We start from the raw sequence: 17299 nt of genomic DNA, 5'->3' as shown, positions 1-17299 counted from the left end.
GCAACGCAACACAATCACGCGCGTTGCGGCTGCCTGCCCTCGGGAATGGACGTCAGCAGCGTGTGGCGGGCCGATTTCAGGTGCTTGCGGCAGGCGGCGTCGACCTTGGCGAGATCGCGCGATTTGAGCGCGGCGATATAGGCGAGATGCTCCTGGACCGCGACTTCGTTGCGCTCGCGCTCCTGCGCCTTGTTCCACTGGTAGTGGTAGTGGAAGATCATGGCGATGACGTCGTAGAAATCGACGATGAAGCGGTTGTGCGACGCCCGATGGATCAGCCGGTGAAAGCGCTCGTCAAGCTCGGAGAATTCGTTGAAGCGCACGGCGATCTCGCGCTCCAGCCGGTGATGCTCGTCTTCCAGGCGGTCGAGGTCGGCCCACACCGGGCTGTCCTCGGGCAGAGCGGCAAAGGCTGCGGCCGAGCGCAGTTCGAACATCTCGCGGATTTCGGTCAACTCCAGCGCGAAGGCGCGGGTAAAGCCTTTCAGCACCCAGTGGCTGTTGCGGCGCTTCTCGATCAGCCCGAAGCGCGAGAAGCGGATCAGGAATTCGCGCACGCTGGTGGTGCCGACGCCGATCTCACGCGCCAGTTCGAGCTCGTTGATCTGCATGCCGGCTTCGGCACCGCTGGCAAGCAGCCGCCGCATGAAGGAGCGCTCGATGATCTCGGCCAGCGTGTCGGTTTCTTCCTCGGGGAAGAAATCGTCCGGTCGCGGTTCGCGCAGGACCGTCTTGCTGCGCTTGTTCCAATCGATCAGCCCGGTTTCTTCCATGCGCGCAAGGATAGTGCGGACCGTCGTGCGGCTGACGCCGAGCAGCGTACCCAGCTCCGGCTCCGAAGGCAGGCTCCTGGTTTCGTCGAGCAGCCTCAGACCGCGATTATAGGCGTCCTTGTAAACGTTGTTGCTCTTCGACATCCCCTGCCCCGTGGCGCATCTGCGTTTGCGGCCAGTGTGAAGCGTTTCTCGCGCATGAAACCGGTACCTTTTCGGAAAACATCATGCGCAACGCTAGTTTTGGTTGTAGAGCCTACTTCTCGCATCCAAAAGACGCGTCGCGCTCTGGCGAAAAAACAATTGACGCAAAAATGTTTTTTCACGATAAAAGACATTATATGTTAAGAGCCGCGTGTCAATCCGCTCGCGCACCCAGGAACACACCCAGGAAGCTCCCGTGAACGCCGCAAACAGCATTCTTCTGTCTCCCGCCGACAATGTCGCGGTCGCCAATGGCCGCATCGAGATCGGCACCGTGCTGCCGGGCGGCGCCGTCGCCGCCGCAGTGATCGAGCCGGGCCACAAAGTGGCGATCAAGCCGATTGCGGCCGGCGAGGCCGTGGTCAAATACGCCCAGGCGATCGGCCGCGCCACGCAAAACATCGCGCCCGGCGAGCATGTCCATTCGCACAATCTGGTCTTCGAAAGCGGGCGTTTGCCGGTGGTGCCGCCGAGCGAGGCAGTGCATGCGACCGAGGCCGACCGCGCCCGCACCTTCATGGGCTACCGCCGCGCCGACGGCCGCGCCGGCACGCGCAACTTCGTCGGCATTCTCGCCAGCGTCAATTGCTCGGCCACCGTCTGCCATGCCATCGCCGACGCCGCGAACCGCACCCTTCTGCCGCAATATCCCGGCATTGACGGCTTCGTCCCGATCGTCCACGGCCAGGGCTGCGGCATGAGCGCCACCGGCGACGGCATGATGGTGCTACACCGCACGCTGGCCGGCTACGCCCGTCATCCGAATTTTGGTGGTGTGCTGATGGTCGGGCTCGGCTGCGAGGTCAACCAGCTCACCCTCTACGGCCAGAAGGGCGTTGCCGCGGGAAAACGTCATTTCAACATCCAGGAAGCCGGCGGCTCGCGCAAATCGGTCGAGAAGGCGCTGGTCGTGCTGGCCGAGATCGCCGAGGAGGTCGGCAAGCTTCAGCGTGAGCCGATCCCGGTCAGCGAGATCGTCGTCGGCCTGCAATGCGGCGGCTCCGACGGCATGTCCGGCATCACCGCCAATCCGGCGCTGGGTGCCGCGGTCGACATTTTGGCCGGCGTCGGCGGTGTCGGCATCCTCTCCGAGACGACGGAGATCTACGGCGCCGAGCACCTGCTCGCTTATCGCGCCGCAACCCCCGAGATCGCCGCCAAGCTCGACGGTTATGTGAAATGGTGGGAAGACCACGTCGCCAAGCATGGCGCATCGATCGACAACAATCCCTCACCGGGTAACAAGCGCGGCGGCCTGACCACCATCCTGGAAAAGTCGCTCGGCGCGGTCGCCAAGGGCGGCCAGACGCCGCTCAACGGCGTCTTCGGCTATGCTGAAAAGGTCACCGGGCACGGGCTGGTGTTCATGGACACGCCCGGCTACGACCCGGTCTCGGCCACCGGCCAGGTGGCGGGCGGCGCCAATGTCATCGTCTTCACCACAGGCCGCGGCTCCTGCTTCGGCTGCCGGCCGACGCCGTCGATCAAGGTCGCCAGCAACTCGACCATGTATCACACGATGGAAGAGGACATGGACGTGAATTGCGGCGTCATCGCCTCGGGCGAAAAGACCATCGCCGGCATGGGCCGCGAGATCTTCGAACTGATCGTCGAGACGGCTTCGGGCCGCAAGACCAAGAGCGAAGAGTTCGGCTACGGCGACAACGAGTTCGTGCCGTGGCACCTCGGAGCGACGCTCTAAGCCGGTCGCAAACACCTGACGTGATTGCCAGGTGTCACAGTTCGTACACCCCGAAAAAGAATGAACATTCCATATTGACTGTATGATGGAATTAATATTCCATGTGACATATTGGAGGAGATTGGCAGCGGAGTTCCGAGGGAGCAAGCTTTCCCGCCCAGCCATTCGAGCGGCCATCAAACATCGCTTGCGCCGACCGAGGTGATGCACTATCAAAATGCGGTAAATGTTTTTTATTGATAAAGTTCCGTTTGGGCCGCGCCATCCGAATGGAGCTTCCGTAACATTCACCGGGCGACTTAGGGAGGACTCCTAATGAAATTCGTGACCAGCATTCTCAATCGCCGCGCCTTCGTGGCACTCGCAGCCGCCTCGATGCTTGCCGGCGTGATGCACTCGGCCCCGGCATCCGCGGCCGACGCGACCATTCCGATCATCGTCAAGGACACCACGTCCTTCTACTGGCAGATCGTTCTGGCGGGAGCCCGCAAGGCCGGCAAGGACCTCGGCGTCAACGTGCCGGAGCTTGGCGCCCAGGCCGAGACCGACGTCAACGGCCAGATCTCGATCCTTGAAAATGCCGTCGCCGGCAACCCGGCGGCCGTCGTCATTGCGCCGACCGAAGCCAAGGCGCTCGGCAAGCCGATCGACGAGGCCGCCACCAAGGTCAAGATCATCGGTATCGACTCTGGCGCCGACTCCAAGGCCTTCACCTCGTTCCTGACCACCGACAACATCCAGGGCGGCCGCGTTGCCGCTGACGGCCTTGCCGCAGCCATCGGCGAAGCCAATGGCGGCAAGGTCGAGGGCGACGTCGCCCTGATCACCGCTCTTCCGGGCGCCGGCTCGCTCGAACAGCGCGCCCAGGGTTTTAAGGAACAGCTCGCTGCCAAATATCCGGGCCTCAAGCTGGTCGCCGACAAATACGCCGACGGCCAGGCCACCACCGGCCTCAACATCGCCACCGACCTGATCACCGCCAACCCCAACCTCAAGGGCATCTTCGCCTCCAACCTGATCATGGCGCAGGGCGTCGGCCAGGCGATCGCCGAGAACAGTCTTGCCGGCAAGGTCGGGCTGGTCGGTTTCGACAGCGACGAGAAGCTGATCAAGTTCCTCAACGACGGCGTCATTTCGGCTCTCGTCGTCCAGGATCCGTACCGGATGGGCTATGACGGCATCAAGACGGCGCTCGCCGCCTCGAAGGGCGAGAAGGTCGAGGCCAATGTCGACACGGGCGCCAATTTGGTCACCAAGGCCAACATGAAGGATCCGAAGATCGACGCGCTGCTCAACCCGAAGCTCGACTGAGCATAGCCTCAAGTGAACTGTTTCCGGGGCCTTTTCGCCCCGGAAACATCCCACTCGTGCCAATCGCGAGGCCAATCTTTGGGGGCCAATCTGGGAGGATTGTCATGATGTCGACGGCGCAGGAACTCCATCCGGCCCCAACGCTGGAACCGGGCAGGACCATCCTCGAACTCCGCGGGCTGGAAAAGCGCTATCCCGGCACCCATGCGCTGAAGCCGGTCGATCTCGCCTTCAAGGCCGGCGAGATCCACGCCATCGTCGGCGAGAACGGCGCCGGCAAATCCACCCTGATCAAGCTTCTGACCGGCGTCATGCCGCGCACCTCCGGCGACGTCATCTGGGAGGGCAAGCCTGCCGCATTGGCAACGCCGCATGAGGCGATGGCGCTCGGCATCAATGCCGTGCATCAGGAAGTCGTCCTGTGCCGCCATCTCACCGTCGCCGCGAACATGTTCCTCGGCGAGGAGGATTCCCGCTTCGGCATCCTGCAGCAGCGGGCGATGGTCAGGCAGGCGCAGAAGATCATCGACGATCTCGGCTTCGACCTGCCGGCGCATGTCATGCTGGGTGACCTGACCATCGGCCAGCAGCAGTTGATCGCCGCCGCCCGCGCCACAGTGCGCGGCACTAAATTCCTGATCTTCGACGAGCCGACCGCCTATCTTACCCGCAAGGAGGCCGACCAGCTGTTCACGCTGATCCGCCGGCTGAAGGGCGAAGGCGTCACCATCATCTACATCAGCCATCGCATGGAAGAAGTGTTCGAGCTCGCCGACCGCGTCTCGGTGCTGCGCGACGGCACGCTGGTCGGCACCAGGAACATTGCCGAGACCAATGACGCCGAGCTGGTCAAGATGATGATCAACCGCTCGATCGAGCAGGTCTACCACAAGGAGCATTTCACCCCCGGCGCGACCATCGTCGAAACCAGGAACCTGTCCGGCAAGGGTTTCGAAAATGTCTCGATGTCCGTCCGCGCCGGCGAGATCGTCGGCCTTTATGGCCTGATCGGCGCCGGGCGCAGCGAGTTCGTCACCACGCTCTATGGCCGGCACCGCAAATCGGCCGGCCAGATCCTCTGGGAGGGCAAGGAGGTCAAAGTCAATTCCGAACATGACGCGATCAGGCTCGGCATGGCGCTGGCCCCGGAAAGCCGCCGCGACCAGGGCCTCTGCCTCAACCTGCCGGTCGGACTCAACCTCAATCTGCCGATCTACAAGCGCATCTCCAGCAATCTGCTGATCTCCCGCGCGCAGGAAAAGGCGCAAGCCGATCGCCAGATCGCCGACCTGCGCATCAAGACGCCGACGCGCGGCGCGCTGGCCTCCAGCCTGTCCGGCGGTAACCAGCAGAAGATCGTCATCGGTAAATGGCTCGCCCATGGCGCCAAGCTATTCATCTTCGACGAGCCGACTGTCGGCGTCGACGTGGGCACCAAGGCCGAGATCTACCGCCTGTTCGGCGCGCTGTTGTCCAAGGGAGCCGGCATCATCCTGATCTCGTCCTACCTGCCCGAGGTTTATGAACTCGCCGACACGCTGCACGTGTTCCGGCGCGGCAAGCTGGTGGCCACGCACGGCTTTCGTACCGCTGACCACGAGGAGATCCTCACCCAGGCGCTGGCCGAGAAACAAGAAAAACCGGGAGGACGGATATGAGCACCGAGGCGATCGCTGCCGAAAGGCCGAAACGCAACTACAACGCCCTGTTCGGGCTGACACTGCTGGCGCTGCTGGTTCTTTTATGGATTATCCTGTCGGTGGCGACGCCAAGCTTCGCCTCCGCCAACAACATCTCCAACCTGTTGCGGCAAGGGTCGATGATCGCCATCCTGGCGGTCGGCCAGACCTTCGTCATCATCACCGGCGGCATCGACCTTTCCGTCGGCGCCGTGGTCGGCTTCGCCACCGTCATCGTCGCGATGCTGATCAACGCCGGCACACCGGTTTTCCTCGCCATCCTGATCACCTTGCTGGTCGGCGTCGCCATCGGCATGTTCCATGGGTTCGGCATCGTCAAGATGGGCCTGCCGCCCTTCATCATCACCCTGGCAACGCTGACCTCGCTGCGCGGCATCGGTCTGTTGATGACCAACGGCAACTCGATCTCGATTAACAACGACGCCTTCCAGACGTTCTCGCGCAGTTCCTTCGCCGGCGTCCCCAATCTGTTCTGGATGGTGATCCTGGTCGGCATCCCAGCCTACATCTTCCTGCACCACAGCCGCTGGGGCCGCTATCTGTTCTCGGTCGGCTCCAACGCCGAGGCGTCGCGCCTGTCAGGCGTCAACGTCCAGCGCACCATCTACATGGCCTACACGCTGTCGGGGCTGTGTGCGGCCTTCGTCGGCGTGCTGCTCGCGTCGCGCATCGGCATCGGCAATCCGACGCAGGCCGAGGGCTGGGAATTGCAGGCGATCGCCTCCTCGGTGATCGGCGGCACCTCGCTGTTCGGCGCTGTCGGCTCCGTGCACGGACCGCTGCTCGGCGCCTTCATCCTTGCCACCATCAACAACGGCGCCAATCTGCTCAACGTCAACGCCTTCTGGCAGCGCATCATCACCGGCGTGCTGATCATCGTCATCGTCTATTTCGACGGGCTGCGCCGCCGCGGCAAATAGACTGCCTCCCAACAACCGCCGGCCTCGCGACAGCAGGGCCGGCGGTGCCATGAACCGACTGGATTGAAGCATGAAAGCCGTCGTCTGCCGCTCGCCCGGCGAACTTGTCCTCGAACATCGTCCGGCGCCTGGCGCGCCCCCCACCGGCTGGGCGCTGGTCGCCGTCAGCCATGTCGGCATCTGCGGCACCGACTATCACATCTTCGAAGGCAAGCACCCGTTCCTCGCGTATCCCCGCATCATGGGCCACGAGGTTTCCGGCACCGTGGTCGAGGTTGGCGAGGACGTCGATCTCGCCGTCGGCGAAGCGGTGATCGTCAATCCTTATCTCGCCTGCGGCAAATGCATCGCCTGCCGGCAAGGCAAGCCGAATTGCTGCGTCAGGATCGAGGTGCTCGGCGTCCACCGCGACGGCGCCATGTGCGAGCAGATCCTGGTGCCGGCGCAAAATCTTTATCCGGCAAACGGCCTGTCGCTGGCCGATGCCGCCGCCGTCGAATTCCTGGCGATCGGCGCCCATGCCGTGCGGCGTTCGCTCGCTGATCCAGGCGCGCGCACACTGGTCATCGGCGCCGGTCCGATCGGGCTCGGCACGGCGCTGTTCGCCCGCATCGCCGGGCTCGATGTGACGCTGCTCGACATGAGTGCTGAACGGCTTGGTTTTGCCGAAAACGAACTCGGCTTCGCGACCCTCGACGTCTCGCGGGGCGCCGCTGCCGACCTGGTGCGGGAAGCAACCGGCGGCGACGGCTTCGACGTGGTTTTCGATGCCACCGGCAACACCCGGTCGGTGCAGTCGGCCTTCGCCCATGTCGCGCACGGCGGGGCGCTGGTCCTGGTCAGCGTCGTCAAGGACGACATCGCCTTTTCCGATCCCGAATTCCACAAGCGCGAGATGATGCTGATCGGCAGCCGCAACGCCCTGGGTGTCGATTTCGATCATGTCGCCGCCTCGATCCGCAACGGCGCGCTGCCGCTGGCAAAGCTGGTCACCCACCGCACCACGCTTGGCGAGACGCCGCACGACCTCGCCCGCTGGGCGCATGAGAAGTCCGGCCTGATCAAGGCCGTCATTCAAGTCGGATGATGCCAGGGCTGCCGCATCTCAGAGCGCCGACAGTTTGAGCTCGATCCGCTCGGCCGGGAAGCGCGACTCCGAAAACTGTATCGGCTGACCGTCGGGCGTGACGTTGACGGCGACCGTCACCAGCACGATGGCGCCGGGCTGCAGTTCGAGGTCCGCAAGATCGGCGGCATCGGCATGGCGCGCCGACAGCACGGTCGATTGCCTGAGATAGTCGTCGATGCCGAAACGTGCCAGCGATGCGGTGATCGAACCGGTTTCCGCCATGGCGGCATCGATGCCGGCAAAGCGCCTGGCATCGAACCAGCCGGCCGCGCGGGACACCGGCATTCCATCGGCTTCGCCGCGCGTTTCCAGGCGTATCACATCGGCCCCCGTCGCAAGGCCTAAGCCCTCTGCGACACGACGGTTGGCCGGCTCGATCGATGACGCGAGCAAGGTGATATGCCGCTCGGACGCCTGTCCTTGCAATCCCTCGGAAAAGCGGGTGCGGGCGCCGATCGGATAAGACAGCCGCTTGCGCGACAGCACGAAGGTGCCGCGCCCCTGCTCCGCCCTGAGCACACCCTCCTGCACCAGCGCTGCGATAGCGCTACGCACCGTGTGGCGGTTGACGCCATAGCGTCCGGCCAACGCGATCTCCGGCGGCAGCGCGGCATTCTCGGGAAAATCGCCGGCGGCGATCGAATGCAGGATCTGGTCGGCGATCTGCCGCCACAGCGCGACACCGCTGCGCCGCTCGATGCTGTTGGCTCGTCCGATCATCTCCCGCCCCAATTCCTCGCGCCGATCTTTTGGTCCGTGTCACGTGCCCGTCATGGACACGCGCTAGATAATGGATATAATTTGTATAGTTGTCTATATCAATAGACAAATGAAGGCAGACGAGGAGCACCGGCCATGCGAGGACGGGAAGCGCGAGAGCAGGCCGAGCGCAAGGCCGTGATGGCGACGCTGGCGCAATCGGCCGGCGACGACATCGTCCGCCTCTGGGACGAAGCCGGCCTGCCTTGCGAAGCGGAACTTCTGCGTGGCCCCGAAACCGGCCTGGTTACGGTGCGCGGCCGCATCGGCGGCGGTGGTGCCCCTTTCAATGTCGGCGAGGCGACGGTCACCCGTGCCACGGTGCGGCTTGCGTCCGGCCATGTCGGCCACTGCTACGCGCTCGGCCGCGACAAGCAGAAGGCAAGGCTGGCGGCAATCGCCGATGCGCTGTGGCAGGACCCGGCCCACCGCAATGAGGTCGAGATCAGGATCGTTGCGCCCTTGCAAGCGGCACTGGCCAAGGCGCGTGAACAGCGCCGCGCCGAGACGGCGGCGACCAAGGTCGATTTCTTCACCATGGTGCGCGGAGAAGACTGATGGATATCGCCACTCAATCCATTGAAGGCGGCTTCGCCGATCCGGTATTCAATGCCCAGACCGTATTCCGTGCCGTGATGGACGCGATGGCGCGGCCAGGCAGTGTGCAGCCGCTGCCGGCCCTCGCCCACCCCCCGGTGCCGCTGTCGGCCACCGCCGGGGCCGTTGCGCTGGCGCTGTGCGATAACGACACGCCGCTCTGGCTCGACCACGCCTTGCAGGCTTCAGCGACGGTGAAATCCTGGCTTGGCTTTCATACCGGCGCGCCGCTGGCCAACACCCCGGCCGACGCGCATTTCGCGCTGATCGCCACGCCGGCCGAGATGATGGCGCTCGACGGGTTTTCGCAAGGCACCCAGGATTATCCCGATCGCTCCACGACGCTGATCCTCGAGGTCAGCGATCTTGTCTCCGGCGCTCCGCTGCTGCTCGAAGGCCCGGGCATCGAGAAGACGGCGACGATCGCGCCGGCGCAAATGCCGCGCCATTTCGTCGAGCAATGGAAGCAGAACAACCAGCGTTTTCCGCGTGGCGTCGACATCATCCTCGCCACGTCCGAAGCAATTGCCTGCCTGCCGCGCACGACGCGCATCAAGACGATGGAGGCATAGGATGTATGTCGCGGTAAAGGGTGGCGAAGCGGCCATTCGCAACGCCCACAAACTGCTCGCCGACCGCCGGCGCGGCGACCGCTCGGTGCCCGCACTTCGCCTCGACCAGATCGTCGAGCAGCTGGCGCTCGGCGTCGACCGGGTGATGAGCGAAGGTTCGCTCTACGACCGGGAATTGGCGGCACTCGCCATCGTCCAGGCGCGCGGCGACATGATCGAGGCGATCTTCCTGGTTCGCGCCTATCGCACGACGCTGCCGCGTTTCGGCTACACAAGGGCGATCGACACCGGCACGATGCTGGTCGAGCGACGGGTGTCGGCGACCTACAAGGACCTGCCCGGCGGCCAGCTGCTCGGCCCGACTTTCGACTACACCCACCGCCTGCTCGATCCCGAGCTCGCCGCCGGCGGCGATGTCGCCGAACCGGAGCAGCGCGCAGGCGAGGCGGAAGCCATGCCGCGCGTCTCGGCCATCCTCGCCCGCGAAGGCCTGATCGAGCCCGACGGCGACATGCCTGGGGATCATACCCCCGGCGACATCACCCGCGAGCCGCTCGAATTCCCGATGGCGCGCGACATCCGCCTGCAGGCGCTGTCGCGCGGCGACGAGGGGTTTCTGCTGGCGCTCGGCTATTCCACCCAGCGCGGCTACGCGCGCAACCATCCCTTCGTCGGCGAGGTTCGCATCGGCGAGGTCGAACTGGAACTGGACGTGCCGGAACTGCCCTTTGCCGTGCCGCTCGGCAGCATCCGCGTCACCGAATGCCAGATGGTCAACCAGTTCAAGGGCTCGGCCAAGGCGCCGCCGCAATTCACCCGCGGCTATGGCCTCGTCTTCGGCCAGAGCGAGCGCAAGGCCATGGCCATGGCGCTATGCGACCGCGCGCTGCGCGCCTCGGAGTTGGGTGAGGATGTCATCGCCGCAGCGCAGGACGAGGAGTTCGTCATCTCGCATTCCGACAATGTCCAGGCGACCGGCTTCGTCGAGCATCTGAAGCTGCCGCATTATGTCGACTTCCAGGCCGAGCTCGACCTCGTGCGCCGCATGCGCGCCGAGCATGATGCCCGCGAAAATGCCGGCAAGGCCGAAGAAAAGAGGGAGGCAGCGGAATGAGTGCACAACCAGCGGACATCGCCACCTACAACTTCGCCTATCTTGACGAGCAGACCAAGCGGATGATCCGCCGCGCCATCCTCAAGGGCATTGCCATCCCCGGCTACCAGGTGCCGTTTGCCTCGCGCGAAATGCCGATGCCCTATGGCTGGGGCACCGGCGGCGTGCAGGTCACCGCTTCGATCATTGGCCCGGACGATGTGCTCAAGGTCATCGACCAGGGCGCCGACGACACCACCAATGCGGTTTCGATCCGCGCCTTCTTCAAGAAGGTCGCCAATGTCGCCGTCACCACCGAGACGGCCAAGGCGACCATCATCCAGACGCGCCACCGCATTCCCGAATATCCGCTGAGTGCCGGCCAGGTGCTGGTCTATCAGGTGCCCATCCCCGAACCGCTGCGCTTCCTCGAACCACGCGAGACGGAGACGCGCAAGATGCATGCGCTGGAGGAATACGGTCTGATGCATGTAAAACTCTACGAAGACATCGCCAGGCATGGCCGCATCGCCACCACCTACGCCTACCCGGTCAAGGTTGAGGGCCGCTATGTGATGGATCCCTCGCCGACGCCGAAATTCGACAATCCGAAGATGCACCGTTCGCCGGCTTTGCAATTGTTCGGCGCCGGCCGCGAAAAGCGCATCTACGCGCTGCCGCCCTTCACCGATGTGGTCAGCCTCGATTTCGAGGACCATCCGTTCGAGGTGCAGACCTTCGACCAGCCCTGCGCACTGTGCGCGGCCGAGAACGTCTATCTCGATGAGGTCATCCTCGACGACCATGGCGGCCACATGTTCGTCTGCTCCGATACCGATCATTGCGAGAAGCGGCGCAACGCCCCTACCTCTCCCTTGTGGGGAGGTCGCGCCGAAGGCGCGGGTGGGGGTACTGCCACCGCCTCACCCCCCACCCCGGCGCTACGCGCCGACCCTCCCCACGAGGGGCAGGGTAAGGAGAAGCAATGACCGACGAACCTTTGCTGCGCGTTTCGGCGCTGTCCAAATTCTACGGCTCGCGCGTCGGCTGCGAGAACGTCACTTTTGACCTCTGGCCGGGCGAAGTGCTGGCGGTGGTCGGCGAATCCGGTTCCGGCAAGACGACTTTGCTCAACTGCCTGTCAACTCGACTGCTGCCCAGCTCCGGCACCGCCAGCTACCGGATGCGCGACGGCCAGTTTCGCGAACTTTACCGCATGAGCGAGGCCGAGCGCCGCTTCCTGATGCGCACCGATTGGGGTTTTGTCCATCAGAACCCGGCCGACGGGCTGCGCATGACGGTGTCGGCCGGCGCCAATGTCGGCGAGCGGCTGATGGCGGTCGGCGACCGTCACTATGGCAGGATCCGCGAAACGGCGGTCGACTGGTTGTCTCGTGTCGAGATCGACGAAGACCGCATCGACGACGAGCCGCGCGCCTTTTCCGGAGGCATGCGCCAGCGCCTGCAGATCGCCCGCAACCTGGTCACCGGGCCGCGGCTGGTGTTCATGGACGAGCCAACCGGCGGCCTCGACGTCTCGGTGCAGGCGCGCCTGCTCGATCTGTTGCGCGGCCTGGTCACCGATCTCGGCCTGGCCGCCATCGTCGTCACCCACGATCTCGCCGTGGCGCGGCTGTTGTCGCAGCGCATGATGGTGATGAAGGACGGCCGCGTCGTCGAAAGCGGCCTCACCGACCGCGTCCTCGACGATCCGCGCGCGCCTTATACCCAGTTGCTTGTCTCCTCGATTCTGCAGGTGTGACCATGGAACGCATTTGCCTGGCACCTACCCCCACCCCGCTGCTTCGCAGCGACCCTCCCCACAAGGGGGAGGGTAAAACGCCGGCGCCCTACCTCCCCCTTGTGGGGAGGTCGGACCGAAGGTCCGGGTGGGGGTACTCCGGCCCGCAGACGAATGACGATTGGAGAACCCTCTGATGGCAACCCCGCTCGTTGTCTCCGATGTCGCGAAGAGCTTCACCATGCATCTGCGCGACGGCATCAAACTGCAGGTGGTCGCCGGTGTCTCGTTCGCGATCAGGGCCGGCGAATGCGCCGTGCTCGGCGGCCCGTCCGGCGCCGGCAAGAGCTCGATCCTGAAAATGCTCTACGGCAATTATGCCGCCGACGAAGGCCAGATCATCGTCCAGCACGAGGGCGGGCTCATCGATCTCGCCTCGGCCAGCCCGCGCACCGTGCTTGCCGTGCGCCGGCTTACCATCGGCTATGTCAGCCAGTTCCTGCGCACCGTGCCGCGTGTCTCTGCGCTCGATGTCGTGGCCGAACCGCTGGTCGAGCGCGGCGAGGAGCGCGAGGTCGCGCACGGCAAGGCACGTGCCTTGCTGGCGCAGCTCAACCTGCCGGAAAAGCTCTGGGCGCTGCCGCCGGCGACGTTCTCCGGCGGTGAACAGCAGCGCGTCAACATCGCGCGCGGCTTCATCACCGAGCACCCGATCCTGCTGCTCGACGAGCCGACCGCTTCGCTCGACGCCAGGAACCGCGACGTGGTGATTTCCCTGATCGCTGCCAAGAAGGCGGCGGGCGTCGCTTTGCTCGGCATCTTCCACGACCACGACGTGCGTGAGGCGGTGGCCGACCGTATCATCGACGTGACCGCCTTCGCCGCCGGAAAAATTGCCGCATGACGAGGAAACTGTCGGAGGCGCCGGTGATCCACGAGACGGCGGAAGTAGAGAACTCAACGCTTGGCCGCTGGACCGAGATCGCCGAGCGCTGCCGGGTTTCCGAAAGCACGCTCGGCGACTATTCCTACATGATGCAGGACTGCGGCGTCTGGTGCGCAACGATCGGCAAATTCGCCAACATCGCCGCAAGCGTGCGCATCAACGCTACCAACCATCCGACCTGGCGGCCGGCGCTGCACCATTTCACCTATCGCGCCTCGGATTATTGGGACGACGCCGAGCACGAGAGCGAATTCTTCGCCAAGCGCCGCGCCAAACGCGTCACCATCGGCCACGACACCTGGCTCGGCCACGGCTCGACTATCCTGCCCGGCGTCACCGTCGGCGACGGCGCTGCGGTCGGCGCCGGCGCGGTGGTGTCGAAGGACGTCGCGCCCTACACCATTGTCGCCGGCGTGCCGGCCAAGCCGATCCGCGAACGCTTCGACCGCCGCACCGCGGAACGCTACCAGGCGCTCGCCTGGTGGGACTGGGATCATGCAAGGCTGCGCGCCGCGCTCGACGATTTTCGGGAGCTGTCGGCGGAGGCGTTTCTGGAGAAATATGGCGGCTAAGGGATCGTGAATGGTGAATGGTGAGTAGTGAATGGCGGGACGAATAGGTTTCGAGGCTTAGGGAAGCCTCTCTTGCCACCATTCACCATTCGAGCTTCTCGTGCTGGATCGGCCGCGCCGCTCCAGGCTGTGGGCGGTAACAAAACTGACATCGTTCCGACACCGCAGGTTCATGCGGCTGCGCTAGCCAGGGTAAACAGACCTTCAATTGCGATTGGACTGGAGCCTGCACCATGTCAGCTACGCTCGAAATGTCAGCTACGCTCGAAATCCGCGGCGTCACCCGCCGGTTCGGCAAGAACACCGCCGTCAGCAATGTTCACATCGCGATTCCGCAAGGCCAGATGGTCGGCATCATTGGCCGCTCCGGCGCCGGCAAATCGACGCTGCTGCGCATGATCAACCGCCTCATCGATCCCAGCCAGGGATCGATCCTGTTCAACGGCGTCGAGGTCTCCGGGTTGCGCGGCTCGCCGCTCCGGCGCTGGCAGCGCGACTGCGCCATGATCTTCCAGCAGTTCAATCTCGTGCCGCGCCTCGATGTGCTGACCAATGTGCTGCTCGGCCGGCTCAACCACCGCTCGACGGTGTCCAACCTATTTGGCATGTTCTCCCGCGGTGAATGCGCCGAGGCGGTTGCAGCCCTCGAGCGCCTCGGCATCGCCCGCACCGCCCTGCAGCCGGCCGGCACGCTTTCCGGCGGCCAGCAGCAGCGCGTTGCGATTGCGCGCGCCATGATGCAGCAGCCGAAGGTGTTGCTGGCGGATGAGCCGATTGCCTCGCTCGATCCGCTCAACGCCAAGGTGGTGATGGATTCGCTGCAGGACATCAATTTGCGCGAGGGCATCACCGTCATCACAAATCTGCATACGCTGGATACGGCCCGCACCTACTGCAACCGCATCATCGGCATGGCCGCCGGCAAGGTCGTCTTCGACGGCTCGCCCGAAGCCCTCAACCGCGAGGCCGTGCGCATGGTCTACGGCACCGACAGCAATGGCGGCGAAATCTCCGAGGCCATCACCTCCACCAGTGTCGCCATCAAACAGAAAATCGCTGCATCCGCCGGACCGCTCGAGCCCGCATTCCCGGGATATTGAGAACGGCCTGATCGCCCGCCCGCGTCAAAGGCACCTGTCAAAAAATTCTAACGCTACCGGCGCGAGGCCGGGACCAACAGGAGAGAGATAATGTTCAGGAAGATGGTTTTTGGCGCCGTTTCATTGCTCGCCATCGCGGCAAGCGCCGCTCACGCCCAGGATATCAAGGAATTCCGCATCGGCATCCTTGGCGGTGAAAACGAAGCGGACCGGCTGCGCAACTTTCAGTGCCTCGCCGATCACCTGAAGTCCGAATTCGGCTTCGAGAAGGTCTCGTTGTTCCCGGCCGCCGACTATGACGGCGTTATCCAGGGCCTGCTCGGCGGCACGCTCGATTTCGCAGAGCTTGGCGCGTCGGGCTATGCCAGCGTCTACCTCAAGGATCCGAACGCCGTGACCCCGATCCTCACCACCCAGCAGACCGACGGCGCGACCGGCTATTACTCGATCGGCCTTGCGCTGAAGTCGTCCGGCATCACCGACATCAAGTCGGCCAAGGGCAAGAAGCTCGGCTATGCCGACCCGGATTCGACCTCCGGCTACCTGATCCCGCTGACCCAGATCCCGAAGGACACCGGCGCTTCGAACGAAACCTTCTTCGCCTCGACCCAGTTCAATGGCGGCCACGAGAACAACCTTCTCGCGGTTCGCGACGGCAAGGTCGATGTTGCGGTTGACGACTCCTCGGGCATCGGCGACTTCAAGAACGGCTACACGTCCGGCACCTTCCACAAGGAAGTCGCCAAGGGCGCCGTGGACCCCAACGATTTCGTTGAAGTCTGGCGCTCCGGCTTGATCCCGAACGGCCCGCTGGTCGTGCGCACCGCACTCGGCGGCGACATGAGCGCCAAGCTCGCCAACTTCTTCACCGGCCTGCCGGCCAAGGACAAGCCTTGCTTCGAGGCCATCGAAGGCGGCGATTTCACCGGCTATGTTCCGGTGAAGCCGGACTTCTACAGCGTCATCGTCGAAGCCCGCAAAGCCGCGATCGGCGGCTGACGACAATTGCGAAAAGGACGGCGTCCATTAGAGCGACGTGCGTCCACTTGGACGCACAAAGTACGCTCTAACACTTAGATGCCGCATCGTGCTTTCCGAAAGTCGACTTTCGGGCCGATGCGGTCGCCGCCCTTTTTGTGTGTCCGCTCGTGACCCCGTATGACCTTCGCCGCTACAATTCGTTCAGACGCGGTCCGGCAGGCAGCAGACGCCTGGCGACGCCAGACGTCCTTGCGCCGGTTCTACACGGCGCTCGGCATCGGCTCACTGCTTGTCGCCATGTGCACAGCCATGTGGTTCGCCGACGAGGCCAATGCCGGACATTTCTTCGACCGGCTGCCGCACATACTGGATTTCCTTAGTTGGCTTGTTCCCAAGGACTGGAACGACGTCTGGCGGGCGCTGTTCGACATCGCATCGCCGCATGACAAGGGCAGCCAAGAGTTCAACTTCCCGCTTGGCCGCGTCTATCTCTGGGGCGGCTTTTATCTACCCGAATATTTCGAGCTGATGCTCACCACGCTTAACGTGGCGCTGGTTTCCACTTTCATCGGCTTTGTCTTTGCGGTGCCCTTTTCCTTCATCGCCGCGCGCAACTTGACGCCCAGTCCGATGCTCAGGCTCGTTGTCAAGCGCTTCATGGAACTGCTTCGCGCCTTCCCCGAGATCGTCATTGCCGGCCTGTTCGCAGCCATCCTCTCGACCGGCCCGGTCGCAGCCATCATCGCCATCGGCCTGCATTCCATCGGCGCCCTCGGCAAGCTCTTCTACGAGATCAACGAAAACATCGACATGCGCGCCGAAGAAGGCCTGCGCGCGGTCGGCGCCAACTGGTTCGAGCGCGTGCGCTTTGCCGGCCTGCCGCAAGTGCTGCCCAATTTCATGTCCTACACGCTGCTCAGGATCGAGATCAATGTGCGTATCTCGACCATTATCGGCGCGGTTGGCGGTGGCGGCATCGGCGAGGAACTGAAGCTCTCCATCTCGCGCGGCTTCGGCGCCAAGACGCTGGCATTGGTGCTGCTGCTGTTCACGACGATCTTCCTCGTCGACCAGTTTTCCGCCTGGCTACGCCGCAAGCTCGTCGGCGAGCAGGCATTCATGATGGGTGCCTGACCATGATCCCAAAAAGTGGATTCCGGTTTTTGGAAAAGATCATGGCAAATCAACAAGAAGACTGC

The 17299-nt window shown here is 64.0% G+C and carries 17 protein-coding genes; 15 read left to right on the top strand and 2 right to left on the bottom strand.

The window, feature by feature from the left end:
* Positions 1-14: 14 nt before the first annotated feature.
* On the bottom strand, positions 15-917 hold the full coding sequence (locus tag NKH67_RS23405) for a GntR family transcriptional regulator (protein ID WP_352448373.1): 903 nt from the start codon (positions 915-917) through the stop codon (positions 15-17).
* Between the two features lie 256 nt (positions 918-1173).
* On the opposite strand from NKH67_RS23405, the gene NKH67_RS23400 reads away from it, so the two are divergent.
* The 5 genes from NKH67_RS23400 (at position 1174) to NKH67_RS23380 (ending at position 7697) form a co-directional block, all read left to right on the top strand.
* Positions 1174-2679 carry a UxaA family hydrolase gene (locus tag NKH67_RS23400; RefSeq protein WP_352448374.1) on the top strand — a complete coding sequence of 502 codons (1506 nt, stop codon included), beginning with the start codon at positions 1174-1176 and terminating at the stop codon, positions 2677-2679.
* 315 nt (positions 2680-2994) lie between these two features.
* Complete coding sequence (locus NKH67_RS23395; RefSeq protein WP_023675208.1) at positions 2995-3990, top strand: ABC transporter substrate-binding protein; 996 nt, start codon at positions 2995-2997, stop codon at positions 3988-3990.
* A gap of 104 nt (positions 3991-4094) precedes the next feature.
* The gene (locus tag NKH67_RS23390; protein WP_352456805.1) at positions 4095-5648 is read left to right on the top strand and encodes a sugar ABC transporter ATP-binding protein; all 1554 of its coding nucleotides are present in this window, start codon (positions 4095-4097) and stop codon (positions 5646-5648) included.
* Positions 5645-6610, top strand: a complete 966-nt coding sequence (locus NKH67_RS23385) for an ABC transporter permease (RefSeq protein ID WP_352448376.1) — start codon at positions 5645-5647, stop codon at positions 6608-6610. The genes NKH67_RS23390 and NKH67_RS23385 overlap by 4 nt, the downstream gene beginning before the upstream one ends.
* Before the next feature lie 70 nt (positions 6611-6680).
* Positions 6681-7697, top strand: coding sequence for a zinc-binding alcohol dehydrogenase family protein (locus NKH67_RS23380; RefSeq protein ID WP_353031873.1), 1017 nt, complete (start codon positions 6681-6683; stop codon positions 7695-7697).
* A gap of 18 nt (positions 7698-7715) precedes the next feature.
* On the opposite strand, the gene phnF is transcribed toward NKH67_RS23380, so the two are convergent.
* Positions 7716-8459: a phosphonate metabolism transcriptional regulator PhnF gene (phnF, locus tag NKH67_RS23375; protein WP_352502613.1), complete on the bottom strand. Its 744-nt coding sequence runs from the start codon at positions 8457-8459 to the stop codon at positions 7716-7718.
* 135 nt (positions 8460-8594) lie between these two features.
* Here phnF and phnG point away from each other — a divergent pair, with 135 nt between their 5' ends.
* From phnG to phnE, 10 genes are all read left to right on the top strand, one after another.
* Positions 8595-9056, top strand: coding sequence for a phosphonate C-P lyase system protein PhnG (gene phnG, locus NKH67_RS23370; protein WP_023675204.1), 462 nt, complete (start codon positions 8595-8597; stop codon positions 9054-9056).
* The gene (phnH, locus tag NKH67_RS23365; protein WP_352502612.1) at positions 9056-9667 is read left to right on the top strand and encodes a phosphonate C-P lyase system protein PhnH; all 612 of its coding nucleotides are present in this window, start codon (positions 9056-9058) and stop codon (positions 9665-9667) included. Before phnG ends, phnH begins: the two co-directional genes overlap by 1 nt.
* Position 9668: 1 nt before the next feature.
* Complete coding sequence (locus NKH67_RS23360; protein ID WP_352502611.1) at positions 9669-10781, top strand: carbon-phosphorus lyase complex subunit; 1113 nt, start codon at positions 9669-9671, stop codon at positions 10779-10781.
* Positions 10778-11749: an alpha-D-ribose 1-methylphosphonate 5-phosphate C-P-lyase PhnJ gene (locus tag NKH67_RS23355; RefSeq protein ID WP_352502610.1), complete on the top strand. Its 972-nt coding sequence runs from the start codon at positions 10778-10780 to the stop codon at positions 11747-11749. The genes NKH67_RS23360 and NKH67_RS23355 overlap by 4 nt, the downstream gene beginning before the upstream one ends.
* Positions 11746-12522: a phosphonate C-P lyase system protein PhnK gene (phnK, locus tag NKH67_RS23350; protein WP_352474089.1), complete on the top strand. Its 777-nt coding sequence runs from the start codon at positions 11746-11748 to the stop codon at positions 12520-12522. Before NKH67_RS23355 ends, phnK begins: the two co-directional genes overlap by 4 nt.
* 175 nt (positions 12523-12697) lie before the next feature.
* Positions 12698-13405: a phosphonate C-P lyase system protein PhnL gene (gene phnL / locus NKH67_RS23345; protein ID WP_352502609.1), complete on the top strand. Its 708-nt coding sequence runs from the start codon at positions 12698-12700 to the stop codon at positions 13403-13405.
* Complete coding sequence (locus tag NKH67_RS23340) at positions 13402-14019, top strand: DapH/DapD/GlmU-related protein (protein WP_352502608.1); 618 nt, start codon at positions 13402-13404, stop codon at positions 14017-14019. Before phnL ends, NKH67_RS23340 begins: the two co-directional genes overlap by 4 nt.
* A gap of 233 nt (positions 14020-14252) precedes the next feature.
* On the top strand, positions 14253-15119 hold the full coding sequence (phnC, locus tag NKH67_RS23335; protein WP_352502607.1) for a phosphonate ABC transporter ATP-binding protein: 867 nt from the start codon (positions 14253-14255) through the stop codon (positions 15117-15119).
* A 90-nt stretch (positions 15120-15209) separates the two neighbouring features.
* Positions 15210-16118 carry a phosphonate ABC transporter substrate-binding protein gene (phnD, locus tag NKH67_RS23330; RefSeq protein ID WP_352474085.1) on the top strand — a complete coding sequence of 303 codons (909 nt, stop codon included), beginning with the start codon at positions 15210-15212 and terminating at the stop codon, positions 16116-16118.
* Between the two features lie 159 nt (positions 16119-16277).
* Entirely contained in the window at positions 16278-17234 is a 957-nt protein-coding gene (gene phnE, locus NKH67_RS23325) for a phosphonate ABC transporter, permease protein PhnE (protein ID WP_352474083.1), read from the top strand.
* Positions 17235-17299 lie beyond the last annotated feature (65 nt).

This window comes from Mesorhizobium sp. M0968 (assembly GCF_040319065.1).
Lineage (GTDB): Bacteria > Pseudomonadota > Alphaproteobacteria > Rhizobiales > Rhizobiaceae > Mesorhizobium.
This window is presented reverse-complemented; position numbering and strand designations above follow the sequence as displayed.

What these genes read in the sequence shown, in the direction of transcription:
- NKH67_RS23405 (WP_352448373.1), bottom strand. Translation starts at nt 917, where the DNA reads ATGTCGAAGAGCAACAACGTTTACAAGGACGCCTATAATCGCGGTCTG.
- NKH67_RS23395 (WP_023675208.1), top strand. Translation starts at nt 2,995, where the DNA reads ATGAAATTCGTGACCAGCATTCTCAATCGCCGCGCCTTCGTGGCACTC.
- NKH67_RS23390 (WP_352456805.1), top strand. Translation starts at nt 4,095, where the DNA reads ATGATGTCGACGGCGCAGGAACTCCATCCGGCCCCAACGCTGGAACCG.
- NKH67_RS23385 (WP_352448376.1), top strand. Translation starts at nt 5,645, where the DNA reads ATGAGCACCGAGGCGATCGCTGCCGAAAGGCCGAAACGCAACTACAAC.
- NKH67_RS23380 (WP_353031873.1), top strand. Translation starts at nt 6,681, where the DNA reads ATGAAAGCCGTCGTCTGCCGCTCGCCCGGCGAACTTGTCCTCGAACAT.
- phnF (WP_352502613.1), bottom strand. Translation starts at nt 8,459, where the DNA reads ATGATCGGACGAGCCAACAGCATCGAGCGGCGCAGCGGTGTCGCGCTG.
- phnG (WP_023675204.1), top strand. Translation starts at nt 8,595, where the DNA reads ATGCGAGGACGGGAAGCGCGAGAGCAGGCCGAGCGCAAGGCCGTGATG.
- phnH (WP_352502612.1), top strand. Translation starts at nt 9,056, where the DNA reads ATGGATATCGCCACTCAATCCATTGAAGGCGGCTTCGCCGATCCGGTA.
- NKH67_RS23360 (WP_352502611.1), top strand. Translation starts at nt 9,669, where the DNA reads ATGTATGTCGCGGTAAAGGGTGGCGAAGCGGCCATTCGCAACGCCCAC.
- NKH67_RS23355 (WP_352502610.1), top strand. Translation starts at nt 10,778, where the DNA reads ATGAGTGCACAACCAGCGGACATCGCCACCTACAACTTCGCCTATCTT.
- phnK (WP_352474089.1), top strand. Translation starts at nt 11,746, where the DNA reads ATGACCGACGAACCTTTGCTGCGCGTTTCGGCGCTGTCCAAATTCTAC.
- phnL (WP_352502609.1), top strand. Translation starts at nt 12,698, where the DNA reads ATGGCAACCCCGCTCGTTGTCTCCGATGTCGCGAAGAGCTTCACCATG.
- NKH67_RS23340 (WP_352502608.1), top strand. Translation starts at nt 13,402, where the DNA reads ATGACGAGGAAACTGTCGGAGGCGCCGGTGATCCACGAGACGGCGGAA.
- phnC (WP_352502607.1), top strand. Translation starts at nt 14,253, where the DNA reads ATGTCAGCTACGCTCGAAATGTCAGCTACGCTCGAAATCCGCGGCGTC.
- phnD (WP_352474085.1), top strand. Translation starts at nt 15,210, where the DNA reads ATGTTCAGGAAGATGGTTTTTGGCGCCGTTTCATTGCTCGCCATCGCG.
- phnE (WP_352474083.1), top strand. Translation starts at nt 16,278, where the DNA reads ATGACCTTCGCCGCTACAATTCGTTCAGACGCGGTCCGGCAGGCAGCA.